At 66.2% G+C, this 13741-nt stretch carries 18 protein-coding genes and 1 tRNA gene; 16 read left to right on the top strand and 3 right to left on the bottom strand.

The window, feature by feature from the left end:
• Positions 1–14 precede the first annotated feature (14 nt).
• The 6 genes from DX905_RS03605 to DX905_RS03580 are packed head-to-tail and all read left to right on the top strand — an operon-like array spanning position 15 to position 4439.
• Entirely contained in the window at positions 15–572 is a 558-nt protein-coding gene (locus tag DX905_RS03605) for a CvpA family protein (protein WP_205412290.1), read from the top strand.
• Complete coding sequence (locus tag DX905_RS03600; RefSeq protein WP_116090134.1) at positions 569–1003, top strand: iron-sulfur cluster assembly scaffold protein; 435 nt, start codon at positions 569–571, stop codon at positions 1001–1003. The genes DX905_RS03605 and DX905_RS03600 overlap by 4 nt, the downstream gene beginning before the upstream one ends.
• Positions 1000–2778, top strand: a complete 1779-nt coding sequence (locus DX905_RS03595) for a cation:proton antiporter domain-containing protein (RefSeq protein ID WP_116090133.1) — start codon at positions 1000–1002, stop codon at positions 2776–2778. Before DX905_RS03600 ends, DX905_RS03595 begins: the two co-directional genes overlap by 4 nt.
• Positions 2775–3128 carry a DUF423 domain-containing protein gene (locus DX905_RS03590; protein ID WP_116090132.1) on the top strand — a complete coding sequence of 118 codons (354 nt, stop codon included), beginning with the start codon at positions 2775–2777 and terminating at the stop codon, positions 3126–3128. The genes DX905_RS03595 and DX905_RS03590 overlap by 4 nt, the downstream gene beginning before the upstream one ends.
• A complete protein-coding gene (locus DX905_RS03585; protein ID WP_116090131.1) occupies positions 3125–3520 on the top strand; it encodes a cupredoxin domain-containing protein in 396 nt (131 codons plus the stop codon). The genes DX905_RS03590 and DX905_RS03585 overlap by 4 nt, the downstream gene beginning before the upstream one ends.
• Positions 3521–3548: 28 nt before the next feature.
• Positions 3549–4439: a hypothetical protein gene (locus DX905_RS03580; RefSeq protein WP_116090130.1), complete on the top strand. Its 891-nt coding sequence runs from the start codon at positions 3549–3551 to the stop codon at positions 4437–4439.
• On the opposite strand, the gene aroB is transcribed toward DX905_RS03580, so the two are convergent.
• Both aroB and DX905_RS03570 read right to left on the bottom strand, forming a co-directional pair.
• Entirely contained in the window at positions 4436–5530 is a 1095-nt protein-coding gene (gene aroB, locus DX905_RS03575) for a 3-dehydroquinate synthase (protein WP_116090128.1), read from the bottom strand. The two genes, DX905_RS03580 and aroB, sit on opposite strands and share 4 nt — an antisense overlap.
• Positions 5527–6069 (bottom strand): shikimate kinase, encoded by a 543-nt coding sequence (locus tag DX905_RS03570; RefSeq protein WP_116090126.1) that lies wholly within the window; start codon positions 6067–6069, stop codon positions 5527–5529. Before DX905_RS03570 ends, aroB begins: the two co-directional genes overlap by 4 nt.
• A 72-nt stretch (positions 6070–6141) precedes the next feature.
• Between DX905_RS03570 and DX905_RS16360 the strand changes: the two genes are divergently transcribed.
• Genes DX905_RS16360 through DX905_RS03550 form a run of 5 tightly spaced genes read left to right on the top strand, consistent with a single transcriptional unit; the run spans position 6142 to position 10381 of the window.
• Positions 6142–6276, top strand: a complete 135-nt coding sequence (locus tag DX905_RS16360) for a hypothetical protein (protein ID WP_275896058.1) — start codon at positions 6142–6144, stop codon at positions 6274–6276.
• Positions 6260–8077 carry a hypothetical protein gene (locus tag DX905_RS03565; protein WP_116090125.1) on the top strand — a complete coding sequence of 606 codons (1818 nt, stop codon included), beginning with the start codon at positions 6260–6262 and terminating at the stop codon, positions 8075–8077. Before DX905_RS16360 ends, DX905_RS03565 begins: the two co-directional genes overlap by 17 nt.
• Positions 8074–9012: a tyrosine recombinase gene (locus DX905_RS03560; RefSeq protein ID WP_116090123.1), complete on the top strand. Its 939-nt coding sequence runs from the start codon at positions 8074–8076 to the stop codon at positions 9010–9012. Before DX905_RS03565 ends, DX905_RS03560 begins: the two co-directional genes overlap by 4 nt.
• 9 nt (positions 9013–9021) lie before the next feature.
• On the top strand, positions 9022–9969 hold the full coding sequence (locus DX905_RS03555; protein ID WP_116090122.1) for an acetyl-CoA carboxylase carboxyltransferase subunit alpha: 948 nt from the start codon (positions 9022–9024) through the stop codon (positions 9967–9969).
• Between the two features lie 7 nt (positions 9970–9976).
• On the top strand, positions 9977–10381 hold the full coding sequence (locus DX905_RS03550; protein WP_116090121.1) for a (deoxy)nucleoside triphosphate pyrophosphohydrolase: 405 nt from the start codon (positions 9977–9979) through the stop codon (positions 10379–10381).
• Here the strand turns inward: DX905_RS03550 and DX905_RS03545 are convergent.
• Entirely contained in the window at positions 10373–11278 is a 906-nt protein-coding gene (locus DX905_RS03545; RefSeq protein WP_116090120.1) for a methyltransferase domain-containing protein, read from the bottom strand. The two genes, DX905_RS03550 and DX905_RS03545, sit on opposite strands and share 9 nt — an antisense overlap.
• A gap of 49 nt (positions 11279–11327) precedes the next feature.
• On the opposite strand from DX905_RS03545, the gene DX905_RS03540 reads away from it, so the two are divergent.
• The 5 genes from DX905_RS03540 (at position 11328) to DX905_RS03520 (ending at position 13741) form a co-directional block, all read left to right on the top strand.
• Positions 11328–12038 carry a ComF family protein gene (locus DX905_RS03540; RefSeq protein WP_240320705.1) on the top strand — a complete coding sequence of 237 codons (711 nt, stop codon included), beginning with the start codon at positions 11328–11330 and terminating at the stop codon, positions 12036–12038.
• A gap of 41 nt (positions 12039–12079) precedes the next feature.
• Positions 12080–12337 (top strand): glutaredoxin 3, encoded by a 258-nt coding sequence (grxC, locus tag DX905_RS03535; protein ID WP_116090118.1) that lies wholly within the window; start codon positions 12080–12082, stop codon positions 12335–12337.
• Positions 12337–13167 carry a carbon-nitrogen hydrolase family protein gene (locus DX905_RS03530; RefSeq protein WP_116090117.1) on the top strand — a complete coding sequence of 277 codons (831 nt, stop codon included), beginning with the start codon at positions 12337–12339 and terminating at the stop codon, positions 13165–13167. Before grxC ends, DX905_RS03530 begins: the two co-directional genes overlap by 1 nt.
• On the top strand, positions 13164–13616 hold the full coding sequence (locus DX905_RS03525; protein WP_116090115.1) for a DUF1178 family protein: 453 nt from the start codon (positions 13164–13166) through the stop codon (positions 13614–13616). The genes DX905_RS03530 and DX905_RS03525 overlap by 4 nt, the downstream gene beginning before the upstream one ends.
• Positions 13617–13664: 48 nt before the next feature.
• Positions 13665–13741: transfer RNA gene (locus tag DX905_RS03520), tRNA-Arg, on the top strand.

The following is a 13741-nucleotide window of genomic DNA, read 5'->3' as shown; positions in this document are numbered from 1 at the left end:
ATAGCGGAACCATGCTGACCGCAATGGACATCGTCGTCCTGCTCCTGATTGGCGGCGGGGCAATTCTGGGCTTGATCCGCGGCTTCGTCACCGAAGTCCTGTCGCTGTTCGCCTGGGCTGCGGCTATCTTTGCGCTGAAGCTGCTTCATGGTCCCGTGTCGGGCCTCATGATTCATGTCGTGCACAATCCAAGCGGCGCGGCGGTGCTCGCTTTCGTGCTGGTGTTCGGCGTGGTGTTTTTCGGCGGGAAGATGGTGGCGGCTTCGCTCGGGCGCCGCACCCGCTCTTCGGTGCTCGGCCCGGTGGATCGCGCACTCGGCTTCGGCTTCGGCGGACTCAAGGGGCTGCTGATCGCCACCGTCCTCTTTCTGGGCGTCAATCTGGTTTATGACACCATCTATGGTGGCACGTCCGAACGTCCGGGTTTTATCCGCACATCGCGCACCTATCCGCTGCTGAACGCGAGCGGGCGAGCGGTCGTCGATTGGGTCCAGCATCGCCGCGCGCGCGCCGCCGATCCGGATAATGCCACGGCCGACAATGTGCAGACCAACAATGGCAGCGCACGATGACGGCGCTCTACAACACGCAGATCCTCAAGCTCGCGACGAGCATCCCCCACCATGCGCGCCTTGCGCATCCGCACGGCACGTCGGAGCGCCGCTCGCCGATCTGCGGCAGCCGGGTGACGGTCGATGTCGTGCTCGACGATAACGGCCGCATCGCCGAATTGGGGCAGGAGGTCCGGGCCTGTGCGCTCGGGCAGGCTTCGGCCTCGCTGATGGGTGCGCATGCAATTGGCCGCAGCTTGCCCGAACTCGAAGCAGCGCGCGACGCGCTTGCGGCATTCCTGGCCGGCTCAAGCGAGGATCCGGGTGGCTGGCCCGGGCTGGAACTTTTCGCGCCGGCACGCGCGCACAGTGCGCGCCATGCCTCGATCCGGCTGGCATTCGAGGCGGCCGCGGAGGCCGCCGCCCGTGCGGCCAGGGCCGAGGCGGCATGAACGAGACGCTCGTCTCCGACGGCGTCATCATGCTCGGGGTGGCGCTGGCCTTCGTGCTGCTGTTCCGCAAGCTCGGGCTCGGCGCTACCCTTGGCTATCTGGTCGCAGGTGCGCTCATCGGACCGCAGGCGTTGCGCCTGGTCGACGGTGCCGAATCGAAGCTCAGCATCGCTGATCTCGGCATAACCCTTCTACTGTTCCTAGTCGGGCTGGAGCTGAACCTGACGCGGCTGTGGCGGTTGCGGCGGGACATCTTTGGTTTCGGCCTCGCACAGGTTGCGCTGTGCGGCGCCGGGCTTGCCGTGGTCGTCTATTTCACCGGTTTCAGCTGGCAGGCGGCATTGGCCCTCGGTCTGCCGCTGGCTTTGTCCTCGACTGCCCAGGTGTTGCCGATGCTGCGGTCCGCCGGGCGGCTGAACACGCCATTCGGCGAGCGCGCCTTTTCCGTGTTGCTGTTCCAGGATTTGTCGATTGTCCCGTTGATCACGATTATCGCCAGCCTGTCGCGCGGTCCCGCTGATCCCGCGGCGCCGCCCGGCTGGCTACTCGCCCTTTATACGGTCGGTGCGATCATCGGGCTGGTGCTCGCCGGACGCTATCTGCTCAACCCCTTATTCCGGCTGATTGGGGGCATGGGCGAGCGCGAATTGTTCGTGGCCGCCGGCCTATTCACCGTGCTGGCAGCGGCATCGGTGATGGAGTTACTGCATCTTTCGACCGCGCTTGGTGCCTTCATCGCCGGCGTGATGCTCGCGGATTCGCCCTATCGCCACGAGCTCGAGGCTGACATCGAGCCGTTTCGCACCGTCTTGCTGGGCCTGTTCTTCCTCGCGATCGGCATGAATCTCGACCTTCATGCCATCATCGCCCGGCCGGTGTTCGTGGTTGGAATGGCATTGTCGGTCGTGGCGATCAAAGCGGTGCTGATCTTCCTGGTCGCGCTGGCCTTCGGGCTGGAGCGGCGGCCGGCGTTCGCGCTCGGCCTGTTGCTCAGCCAGGGCGGCGAATTCGGCTATGTGTTGTTCGGGCAGGCGGCGCTCGGCCAGCTGATCGAGCCCCAGGCGGCAAGCCTCTTCAGCGCCATCGTCACGCTATCGATGGTGACGACGCCCTTCCTGATGATGGTCGCCACGCGGTTCAATCGGCCGAAAGGCATGGTAAAGCGCGACGATCTCGACGGCCCGGAACAGGCGCAGCATGCGGCGGCGATCGTGGTGGGTTACGGGCGGTTCGGCCAAACGGTTGCGCAAATGCTGATGGGGGCGGGGATTTCCGTCACCATCATCGACAGCGACGCGGAGATGATCGACATCGCGGCAAGGTTCGGCCTCAAAGTCTATTACGGCGACGGCACCCGCCTGGAATTGTTGCAACAGGCCGGCGCCGACGAGGCGCGCACGATCGTGTTCGCGATGGACAAGGATCAGCTCGATCGCGAGGAACTCGAAACCGCGCTCAAGACCTTTCGGCAGGCCGCCATCTTCGTCAGAGCCTTCGATCGCCGCGCGCTGATCAGCTATCGCGGGCTTGATACGGCGGCAGTGATCCGCGAAGTGTTCGAAAGCGCGATCCTGATGGGACGCAAAACGCTCAAGACGCTTGGCGTCCATGACGACGTGATCATCAAGATCGAGCAGGCTTACCGCGCGCGGGACAAGGAAAGGCTGCGCGTCCAGGCCGAGAAAGGCCTCTTCTCGACCGAGGCGCGTTCGCTGTTCACGCCCAACAAGCTGCTGCTGCTGGAAGACGAAATGCTGTTGGACGACAAGAAGTGACCAATGGATGGCTTGTCCGTCTGGCGGCGCTGTCGGGTGCGGTTGCGGTCATAGCCGGCGCTTTCGGTGCACATGGCGTGACGGGAAAGCCTGCTGAGTGGCTGCGCACCGGCGGCGAATATGAACTGATTCATGCGGTGGCGACGATCGTCGCGGTTCAGCTTGGTATAAGGTGGGCGGCGGCATTGTTGCTCGGAGGATCGGTGCTGTTTGCCGTCACGCTCTATGCGATGGCGCTGGGGGCGCCATCGTGGTTGGGCGCCGTTACGCCGTTGGGTGGCTTAGGCATGATCCTCGGCTGGCTGCTGCTGGCGGGGAAGACCACCAGCAATCAGGAGAGACGACCATGAAGTGCCTCATCCCGCTCACGCTGCTTGCGCTGGCGACACCGACCATCACCTCGGCACAGGATTGGGGACGATCGAAGCGGATCGAAATCGACCTCGCGAACTTCAAATACACGCCCAATCGCATTCTGCTGCGCCACGGCGAGCCCTATGTGCTGCACTTCGTCAATCGCGCGAGCGGTGGGCATGATTTCGCGGCAAAGACCTTTTTTGCCGCCGCGCGGATTTCTCCGGCCGACAGCCGAAAAGTGGCGGCGGGCAGGGTCCAGCTTGCTGGCGGCGAGAGTGCCGATGTGCGCGTGGTCGCCCCGGCGGCGGGGGCGATCTACGAAGTTCACTGCTCGCATTTCATGCATGAGACTTTCGGTATGAAGGGCGAAATCGTGGTCCAGTGAGGCCGCGTCTTCCTGCGCACGCCGCTCCATGACCAATCTCATCAATGCGCTCGCGGTCCGCGTGCATCAGGCGGTCGTCGAGCCTGTGCTCGCGCTGGCGTTGCGAGGACCGCGGCTCCGTATGTTCGGTGCCGATGCCGAGTGCCGTGCGGAGCTGACGGTCGAATGGCATCGGCAGCACGATTGCCGCGCGCCATGCCCACTCGACCCGCGTGAAGTGCCCAAGCTGTTGCGGCGCTATGCCCGTTATAAGGCGCGAAACTCTTCTTGGGGGGAGCGGACGCGCCTGACGCCGATGCTGATAGACCTTGCCGAGACGAAGGATCTGGCGGCGTTCGATCGCGTTCTCAAGACCCGCTCGGCGCGCACCTTGTCCAAGATTCGACGGGCGAAGCGCGTGGGTTATGGTGCGCGCCCGTTCATGCTCGCCTCGCATGTCGATGACCTTCATGCGATCAAGACCTCGATGGCGTTCCGCGCTGCGGGTCCGGTGTTCGACCGCTGGTTCTTGAGGCCGGAACATGTCGGTAGCGCCGCGACCGCGCCACTGGCGGTGATCCCACCCTGCTGCCCGGTCCACTGGACGATCTGGTGGGGGGTGTTCGCACCCGAGCCTGGACATGTTCAGGGCAGTGTTGAGGTCGGCGAGCGCCTCGTCGCCTACGTCAAGGTCATGCGCATCGGCGATGTCGTCCACTATACCGACATTATGGGCCACCGCGCGCGACTGGCCGATAATGTGATGCTGCTCCTCCATTATGAGATTACGCGCTGGTTGATCGAGCAGCGGGAGCCTGCTGCTGCTGGAGCGCGCGTTCTGCTTTATGGTGCTGCCGAACATGGCGGCGCGGGACTGCTCACGTGGAAAAAGCGCGGCGGCTTCCGTCCCGGAGGGCTGCGCCTGGCCGAACTCGCTTAACGCTCACCATCGAGAAAGCGGGCGACCTCCGCCAGATCGACATCCTTGGCGAGGAAAGTCTTACCGATGCCGCGTGCGAGCAGGAAGGGAAGGCGCCCGCCCGCCATCTTCTTGTCATGCGCCATATGCGCTACCAGGGTCGCCCCGTCGGCAGTGACATGGGCCTCCGCCAATGTCGTCGGCAGGCCGGCCTGGGCGAGATGCTGGCCGACGCGGACTGCATCCTGACGTGGACATAGCCCAAGCGCGGCCGAAAAGCGGAACGCCAGCGCCATACCGCAGGCAACGCCCTCACCATGCAGCAGCATTTCCGAAAAGCCGGTCTCGGCCTCGAGCGCATGGCCGAAAGTGTGGCCGAGATTGAGTAAGGCGCGCGTGCCGGTAGTCTCGCGCTCGTCCGCGGCGACGACGCGTGCCTTGGCCGCCACGCCGTGGGCAATGGCATGGCTGCGCGCCTCGGCGTCCCCGGCGAGGAGGGCCGCTGAATGGGCCTCGCACCAGGAAAAGAAGGCGAAATCGTCGATCAGGCCGTATTTAACGACCTCCGCATAGCCGGCCCGCACTTCGCGCGGCGCCAGCGTGTCGAGCGTGGTCGGATCGATCAGCACCAGATCGGGCTGGTGGAAAGCGCCGACCAGATTCTTGCCCGCACGCGTGTTGATCGCGGTCTTGCCCCCGACCGAACTGTCGACCTGTGCGAGCAGGGTGGTGGGTACCTGGATAAAGCCGCAGCCCCGCTTGAGGATGGCCGCCGCGAAACCGACGAGATCGCCGATCACGCCTCCACCGAGCGCGACGATATGGTCGCTACGCTCCACGCCCAGCTCCAGCAATTGGTCGGTCAGCCGCTCAAGCATGCCCCAGCTTTTGGTCGCCTCGCCCGCGGGCAGGATGATCGGCACGACAGCGATCTCGCCAAGCCCGGCGGTGAGCCGGGGAAGTTGGGTGGTGGCGACATTCTCGTCGGTCACGACAATCAGCCGGCCGCCACGGGCATATCCAGTGAGTTGCTCTGCCGCGCGATCGAGCAACGCGGCGTCGACCAGGATCGGGTAGCTGCGCTCGCCCAGCCCGACATCCACCCGAATCATCGGCCAAGTGCCTGCAGGATGGCGTCCACGGTCGCATCGTGCGGCAAAGGCCGGCTGCGAATGTGGATCGGCGCGAGCGCGTAGACGGGGTTGCGTACTTCAGCGAGCGCCGCGAGCTTTTCATGCGGATCCACGCCCTTGAGCAGCGGCCGCGCGCCCGCTCGCCGACCGACGCGCTCGGCGAGCACGTGGACATCGGCGTCGAGCCAGATCGCGGTCGCCCGCTCGAGGATGAGGCTGCGCGTCTGGTCGTTCATGAAGGCGCCGCCTCCGGTTGCGATTACCTTGGGCCGGCCGTCGATCAGCCGGGCAATCACGCGCCTCTCGCCATCGCGAAATTCCTCTTCACCATATTTCTCGAACATTTCGGCGATAGTCAGGCCGGCGGCCTCCTCGATCTCGTGGTCGGAATCGACGAAGGAAAGCCGCAGGCGGTTCGCCAGCCGCCGTCCTACCGTCGATTTGCCCACGCCCATCAACCCAATCAGCACAATCGGGCGAAGGATCTCGTCCTGGTGCAGATTGGAGGCTGGCGGCATGCCGGGGCTATACACAGGCGCCTCCGGTCGGGCAAAAGCGGCGCCGCGAATGATTTCTTGAAGGATGCCAACTTGCCGCGCCCGATCCTGATCCTGCTCATCCTCCTGGTTGTCATCATTGGCGCGATGGTCGCGCTGTCGGCGCTCGACCGCCCGGTGCCCGTCACGCACGTCGAACAGCCGGTGACGAATGCGGCGACGCACTAAGGTCCTGCTTGGGACGGTGGCGGCGATCGCCACCGGGCTCGCCGTCGCGTTGCCGGCGCTGGGGCAGGACACCCCACAGTCGATTCTTCCGCCGGGGTTCGGCAGCGCGCCTGCTCGCCCGGCCGGCGCCAATACCCCCAACCGCAATTCGGACGCGCCGGTGGCTGCGGACACGCCGACGCCGCCGGTATCGCCCACGGCCGACGAACCGATCGCCGTGTCGACGCCTTCGTTGCTGCCCGCCGACATCTCCGACTTGGCAGCCGCGGAGGTGATACCCCCGGAGGAGATTCCTGACGGTGCAAGACGCGCGTTGGATCGCGTCGGCACGGAGCCGATTTACGGCGAGGACGCCTTTGGCGACGCAGACGGGCGCTATCTCGTAACGCTGATGCGCCGGTTGCAAACGCCGATCGCATCACGCTGGGCCGAGATCATGCTGCGGCGGGTCTTGCAGGGCGTGACGCCCGCGCCGCGGGGGGAAGGGCAGGCCGATTGGGTGGCCGATCGCGCCGCCTTGCTGCTGCGCATGGGCGAAGCTGATGCGGCACGGATGCTGGTGCAGGGTGTCGATGTCGATCGGTTCAGCCCGCGCCTGCGCCGCGTCGCGATCGGAACGGCGCTCGCTACCTCCGATCCGCAAGGTCTTTGCCCCTTGTCCGACGGTAATGAACAGGTCGGCGGACAACCCGCCTGGCCCATGATCCGCGCCATGTGCGCCACGCTTTCGGGCGATAATGCCACCGCCAACGCCACGATCGGCCGGGCGCCGCCTGGCGACCCGATCGATCATGCGCTGGCCGAGAAACTGGTCGCAGCGGGTGGCGGCGGTCGACGCCAGGTTCAGCTGGAATGGGCCGCCGTCGACGCATTGACCGACTGGCGCTTCGGTCTGGCGAGCGCGCTCGGCGCCGTGATCCCCCAGAGCTTGCTCGATGCCGCGCCGGTCTGGTTCACCGCCTGGCTTGCACGCGCGCCTTCGCTTTCGGCCGCGGATCGGGTGGGCCCGGCACGCGTCGCGGCGGCGCTAGGGGTTCTGTCGAACGCGGATCTGGTCGACCTTTACGGCCGGGTGATGGACGAATCAGGCGACGCCGACACCGACAGCCCGTCGGGCCGGCTACGGGCCGCCTATCGCGGGGACGATGACGATGCCCGCCTTTCGGCGATGCATGCGCTTTGGGACGCGGCTACCAACGGCAATGGCGGCGAGCGGGACCGCTATGCTGCCTCCATCCTGACCGCACGCGCCGCAGCGGCCATCGCCCCGTCGGCGGAGCAGAAGGATGATGTGGCACCGTTGCTCGCGTCGATGTTCGCTGCCGGTTTCGACGTGCAGGCGGAGCGCTGGGCCAATGTGGCGGCGGCAACCGGCGGTGCCGATGGCGACCGGGCCTGGTCGATCCTTGCGGTCGGGGCGAGCCGGCCGGTGATGGAAGTCACCGCAGCCCGCGTGCGCAAATTCGCGGACGGGGCCGGTGCCGCGGGGGTGCAGCGTAGCGCCTTGCTGGTTTCGGCTCTCGCCGGACTTGGACGACTGAGCGATGCCGACGCCGTGCGGCTTGCGGCGCGGCTGGGTGTCACGCTCGGCCAGCCAACCCCCTATGGCAATGCGCTGCGCCGCGCCGTTTCCGGCGGCGAGCGCGGTACGGTCGCCTTGCTCGTCGCGGCGGGCATGCAATCCTCCAGTTGGAAGGGCGTGCCGGCCGCAGATTTCTATCAGATGGTTAGCGCCTTGCGTGCCGTCGGCCTGGAAAACGAAGCGCGCATGATCTCAGCCGAGGCAATGACGCGGCTGTGACCGCGGTCGCTGCGAGCGGAGACGATGCTGCGCTGATCGAGCGTTTCCTGGAGATGATGGCGGCCGAGGCGGGCGCCGCCAGGAATACGCTTGTCGCTTACCGGCGCGATCTCGCGGGCGCCTCCTGCTCGCTGAGCGGGAAGCTAGGGTGCGCGCAGGGTCCCGCACTGGCGCAGCTGGGCGAGCAGTGGCTGCCGCTCGCGCGCAGTAGCGTTGCGCGCAAGGCGTCTGCGCTACGGCGATTCTTCGCGTTCCTCGCCGAGGAAGGTCTGCGCGCGGACGATCCGTCTGACGCGCTGCCACGCCCCGGCGCGGACCGGACGCTGCCGCGCATTCTAGACCATGCCGATGTCGATCGCCTCTTCGCGGAGATCGAGCGGCGCCTTGGCATCCAACGTTCGCCCGCCAACTTGCGTTTGTCGGCTTTGGTCGAGCTGCTTTACGGCTCGGGGCTCCGCGCGACGGAGCTTGTGTCGCTGCCGCGCAACCTTGTCCGGCAGGATCATCCTTATCTGATCCTGCGCGGCAAAGGAGGGCGCGAGCGGCTGGTGCCGGTTTCCGATCGCGCGCGGGCCGCGGTCGGCGAATATGCCGCAACTTTGCCGAAGGACGGGCCGTGGCTGTTCCCATCGGGCAAGGCGCATCTGAGCCGCGTCCGCCTGTTCCAGTTGCTCCGTACGCTCGCTGCGGATGCGGGCATCAACCCCGAACGGGTCAGCCCCCATGTGCTACGGCATGCCTTCGCCACCCACCTGTTGGAGGGCGGTGCCGATCTGCGCGCACTGCAGACGATGCTCGGCCATGCCGACATCGCCACCACGCAGATCTACACCCATGTCGACAGCCGCCGGCTGGTCGATCTGGTCAATCAGCGACACCCGCTTGCCGACGTGAAGACAAGCACGCGCGTTGACGCTGGGCGCGACGGCTCTTAACCGCGCGGCATGGCTGCATTCCTCGAATTCGAAAAACCGATCGCCGAGCTCGAAGCGCGGATCGTCGAACTGCGTGAGACCGCGGACAATCACGACGGCGCGCTGGACATCGAGGCGGAGGTCGCGCGGCTCCAGGCCAAATCGGACCGCCTGCTGCGCGAAACTTATACCCGGCTGACGCCGTGGCAGAAGACGCAGGTCGCGCGCCACCCGGAACGGCCGCACCTGAAGGATTATGTCGCGGGCTTCGTCGACGATTTCATGCCGTTGGCGGGCGATCGCGCCTTTGGGGAAGATCAGGCGATCGTCGGCGGGTTCGGCCGGATCGGCGGCCGCCGGGTGATGGTGATCGGCCACGAGAAGGGCGACGACACCGCCACCCGCATCAAGCATAATTTCGGAATGGCCAAGCCCGAAGGCTATCGCAAGGCCATCCGGCTGATGCGGCTCGCCGAACGGTTCGGCTTGCCGGTCGTGACCCTGGTCGACACCGCCGGCGCCTTTCCCGGCGTACAGGCGGAGGAGCGCGGCCAGGCTGAAGCGATCGCGCGCTCCACCGAACAATGCCTGGCGCTGACCGTGCCGATCGTGGCGATAATCGTCGGCGAGGGTGGTTCCGGCGGCGCGGTGGCGCTTGCCGCCGCCAACCGCGTTCTGATGTTCGAGCACGCAATCTATTCGGTAATCTCGCCGGAGGGCGCCTCATCGATCTTGTGGCGCGGTCCGGAAAAGGCTGCTGACGCGGCGGAGGCGATGAAGATCACCGCGCAGGATCTCGAGAAACTGGGCGTGGTCGATCGCATCGTGCCCGAGCCGGTCGGCGGCGCGCAACGCGATCGCGCTGCAGCGATCGCTTCTCTCGGCTCGGTGATCGAGGAAGAATTGGCGGCGTTGGAGGGGCAGACATCGGCGTCGCTGCTGGAGCAACGCCGGGGCAAATTCCTGGCCATCGGCTGACTATTGCATGGAATTCCTGGCAGTAGCGGCGGTGGCGCTGATCGATGCCGACGGTCGCCTGCTGGTCCAGCAGCGCCCGCCGCACAAGCCTTTCGGCGGGCTATGGGAGTTTCCGGGCGGCAAGGTCGAGCAAGGCGAGACGCCCGAAGCCGCTTTGATCCGCGAGCTCAAGGAAGAACTCGGCATAGACGTGGAAGCGGCCTGTCTCGCGCCGGCGACGTTCGCCAGCGACCGTCAGCCGGGTGGCGATCGCCACATGGTGCTGTTGCTCTATGTCTGCCGCAAATGGCGCGGTCGTCCCGAATCGCTTGAGGGCGGCAGCCTGCGGTGGGTGCGGGTCTCGGATCTGTACGAGCTGCAAATGCCGGGGCCAGACCGCCCGCTGATCGGCTTGCTGGAAGCCTTACTTTGACGCTGTTCGCAAGGCCTCGGCTAGCGACGTCGTCCCGGAGCCGCGCCGTGCCGGCTGGGGCTGATCGGGTCCCGGTGCCCATCCCGTCATGAATACCAGTTCGAATCGTTCCCGCACGCGCCCGTCCGCATCCGCCTGCGCCGCAAAGGACTGGACGAGATGTGCGACGCGCCCACGCGTGAGCGCAGGCGCGCCCTGGCCGGCGAGCAAGTTGGTGGCCGCCATACCCCGCAGATCGGCCATCAGCTTGAGTGGATTGGCGTAGCCCACATCCAACGGTTCACCATCGGCCACGGGCAAGGCAAATCCGGCACGGATGAGCAAGTCTCCCGCCGAACGCACGTCAATCAGCGGGTGCACGCGTTGCGGCACCGCCCCACCGGCGGCCTGGTCGGCATCGAGCAACGCCCGTTTCAGCCGCGGCAAACTGCCGGCGCCGGCGAAACCGGCGAGGAACAGTCCATCCGGTTTGAGCGCCCGGCGGCATTGGATCAGCGCCCCCGGCAGATCGTTGACGGTGTCGAGCACGCCGGCGGAAACGATCAGATCGAATTCCCCCGCAGCGAATGGCAGATGATCCTCGTCGCATTGCACGCCGTCGCCGGCAAAAGCTGCGCCGGCATCACTCGCTGTAACCCGCATGCCGCGTTGGCGTAACGCCCGCGCCAGGCCGCCATCGGCAGTGCCGAGATCAAGCGCGTGCTCGAAGGACCGGGTGACGAGGTCCAGCCGGTCGAGCAGGCCTTCGACGATGGCGTCGCGAATGAAGCTATAGTCGCCGAAGTCCGGCGCGGCACGATCGCGGCGCAGGCGGCGCAGGCGCCTGTTGAAGATTTCCGGCGATTCCACAGCGGGGGGCTTGTGCCCGCTGGCACCCCAGCGGACAAGCGACACCATGTCGCCCCTGCCGATGGCCCGCTTTTTCCGTCAATTATTCGGGGCGATAGTGGCGTTTCCTCTTCCGCCGCGCTGCCCGGGCTGCGGCACGGTGGTGGCGCAGGATCATGTTTTCTGCCTGCCGTGCTGGCAGGCGCTGGATTTTCTCGGCGGCCCCGCCTGCGCACAATGCGGCCAGCCGGTCGCCTTGGCCTTTCACGAGGAAGCGCGTTGCGGGTCCTGTCTGGCCGATCCCCCGCCGTTCGATCGGGCGCGCGCGGCTGTCGCTTACGGGCCGATCGCCCGTGCGCTCGCGCTCAAGCTTAAATATGGTCGCCGTCCGGGTGTCGCGCATACCATGGCCCGGCCGATGCAACGCGTCGCCGGCACGATGCTGGATGGCGCGCTGGTGGCGCCGGTGCCGCTCCATCGGCGAAGATTATGGTCGCGCGGATATAATCAGGCAGCGTTGATCGCGCGGGCGCTGGTACGTGACGGCATGGGCGAACTGGCGCTCGACCTGCTCGACCGACCCAAGGCCACGCCTCCCTTGCGCGGGCTCGGTCGACTGGCGCGCGAGCGCACCGTTGCCGGTGCCTTCCGGCTCGGCCAACGCTGGAAGCAGGAAATCAAGGGCCGGCGGGTGGTTCTGGTGGACGATGTCTATACGACGGGCGCGACCGTGAAGGGCTGTGCGCGCGCGCTCAAACGCGCCGGCGCGAGTGAGGTGAGCGTGCTTTGCTGGGCGCGCGTGGTGCGCGATGGGGATGATGAGCGTTGACAGGGTGACCCGCCGACCACAGATCGGCAAAAGGAGCCCCAATGCCTAAAGTTGAAATCTATACGAAGATGTTCTGTCCCTATTGCGTGCGTGCCAAGCGCATGCTCGCGGATAAGGGCGTAGCGTTCGAAGAATATGACATCACCATGGGCGGCCCGCAGCGCGCGGAGATGATCCAGCGCGCCAATGGCCGTACGACCGTGCCGCAAATCTTCATCGGCGAGACCCATGTCGGCGGGTCCGACGATCTCGTCGCGCTGGAACGCCGAGGTAAGCTAGACCCGATGCTCGCCGGCTGATGCGAGCGACGGTCTTTCAGGCGAATACTGGCGTCGATCCACTGCTGGGCACGCGTGCCTTGGTCGAGGCGGCCGAACGCGCCGCAGGCGAGGGCGCCGATATGCTGTTCACGCCGGAGATGAGCGCCGTGCTCGATCGGGATCGCGTACGCGCGGCCGGATCGATCGTCACGGAAGACGAGGACGTTGCGCTTGCGGCGATGCGCGAGACGGCAGCCAAGCACGGGCTATGGATCCATCTAGGCTCGCTGGCGGTGCGCGACGCTAACGATGATGGCCGATATGCAAATCGCGGCTATGTGATCGACGCGTCCGGCGCAATCCGCGCGCGTTATGACAAGATTCACCTGTTCGACGTGGATCTGCCAGACGGCCAGTCGATCCGCGAGTCCGCCGCCTACAAGCCGGGAGACCAGGCGGTGGTCGTCGACACGCCGTGGGGCCGGCTCGGCCTATCGGTTTGCTATGACCTGCGCTTTCCTGACCTGTTCCGCGCGCTCAGCGATGCCGGAGCGACGATGCTTTCCGTGCCCGCAGCCTTCACCGTGCCGACTGGTAAGGCACATTGGCATGTCCTGTTGCGCGCCCGCGCGATCGAGGCCGGCGCCTATGTCATTGCGGCGGCCCAGTCGGGCCGTCACGCCGATGGCCGCCAGACCTTTGGCCACTCGCTGGTGGTCGACCCGTGGGGTGAGGTTCTGCTGGATATGGGCGACAAGCAGGGCGTCAGCATGGTCGAGTTGGACTTGGCAAAAGTCACGGACGCGCGCAGCCGCATCCCGGTGTTGCACCATCGACGCGCGATCGGCTCGGTCGAGGTAGCGCGATGATCGTGTTCGACCTCGCCTGCGGCCAGGGTCATGTTTTCGAGGCGTGGTTCGGTACGTCGAATGACTATGAGGACCAGCGCACGCGCGGCCTGGTCTCTTGCCCTATTTGCGGCCAATCCGAAGTCGAAAAAGCCGTGATGGCCCCCAATGTGTCGGCCAAGACCAATTCAGCCTCTCCGCCGGTGCCCATGCAGGGGGGCAAGCTCGCGCCGGCCGAAATGAAGACCATGCTGGCGGCGCTTGCCCAGGTGCAGGCGAAAATGCTGGAAGGCTCGGAACATGTCGGCGCGCGTTTCGCCATCGAGGCGCGTGCAATGCACGATGGTGACGCGCCCGAACGCCAGATCCACGGACAGGCGACGCGCGAGGAAGCCAAGGCGCTGATCGAAGACGGTGTGCCCGTCGCGCCGCTGCCACTGCCCGTCATTCCGCCCGAAATCAGCCATTAGGCCGGCGGCGTTGACCCGATGCGTCACCTCACTTAGTCGTCCGGCCGCGCCCCGGTAGCTCAGCAGGACAGAGCAACGGTTTCCTAAACCGCAGGTCGGGAGTTCGAGTCTCTCCCGGGGCACCA

The organism is Sphingomonas crusticola (genome assembly GCF_003391115.1).
In the GTDB taxonomy this organism is placed as follows: domain Bacteria; phylum Pseudomonadota; class Alphaproteobacteria; order Sphingomonadales; family Sphingomonadaceae; genus Sphingomonas_I; species Sphingomonas_I crusticola.
Note: the sequence above shows the minus strand (reverse complement) of the source record. Positions and strands in the feature narration are given on the sequence as shown.

Coding starts and splice junctions, on each gene's coding strand:
- DX905_RS03600 (WP_116090134.1), top strand. CDS start 569: ATGACGGCGCTCTACAACACGCAGATCCTCAAGCTCGCGACGAGCATC.
- DX905_RS03595 (WP_116090133.1), top strand. CDS start 1,000: ATGAACGAGACGCTCGTCTCCGACGGCGTCATCATGCTCGGGGTGGCG.
- DX905_RS03585 (WP_116090131.1), top strand. CDS start 3,125: ATGAAGTGCCTCATCCCGCTCACGCTGCTTGCGCTGGCGACACCGACC.
- DX905_RS03580 (WP_116090130.1), top strand. CDS start 3,549: ATGACCAATCTCATCAATGCGCTCGCGGTCCGCGTGCATCAGGCGGTC.
- aroB (WP_116090128.1), bottom strand. CDS start 5,530: ATGATTCGGGTGGATGTCGGGCTGGGCGAGCGCAGCTACCCGATCCTG.
- DX905_RS03570 (WP_116090126.1), bottom strand. CDS start 6,069: ATGCCGCCAGCCTCCAATCTGCACCAGGACGAGATCCTTCGCCCGATT.
- DX905_RS03565 (WP_116090125.1), top strand. CDS start 6,260: ATGCGGCGACGCACTAAGGTCCTGCTTGGGACGGTGGCGGCGATCGCC.
- DX905_RS03555 (WP_116090122.1), top strand. CDS start 9,022: ATGGCTGCATTCCTCGAATTCGAAAAACCGATCGCCGAGCTCGAAGCG.
- DX905_RS03550 (WP_116090121.1), top strand. CDS start 9,977: ATGGAATTCCTGGCAGTAGCGGCGGTGGCGCTGATCGATGCCGACGGT.
- DX905_RS03545 (WP_116090120.1), bottom strand. CDS start 11,278: ATGGTGTCGCTTGTCCGCTGGGGTGCCAGCGGGCACAAGCCCCCCGCT.
- grxC (WP_116090118.1), top strand. CDS start 12,080: ATGCCTAAAGTTGAAATCTATACGAAGATGTTCTGTCCCTATTGCGTG.
- DX905_RS03530 (WP_116090117.1), top strand. CDS start 12,337: ATGCGAGCGACGGTCTTTCAGGCGAATACTGGCGTCGATCCACTGCTG.
- DX905_RS03525 (WP_116090115.1), top strand. CDS start 13,164: ATGATCGTGTTCGACCTCGCCTGCGGCCAGGGTCATGTTTTCGAGGCG.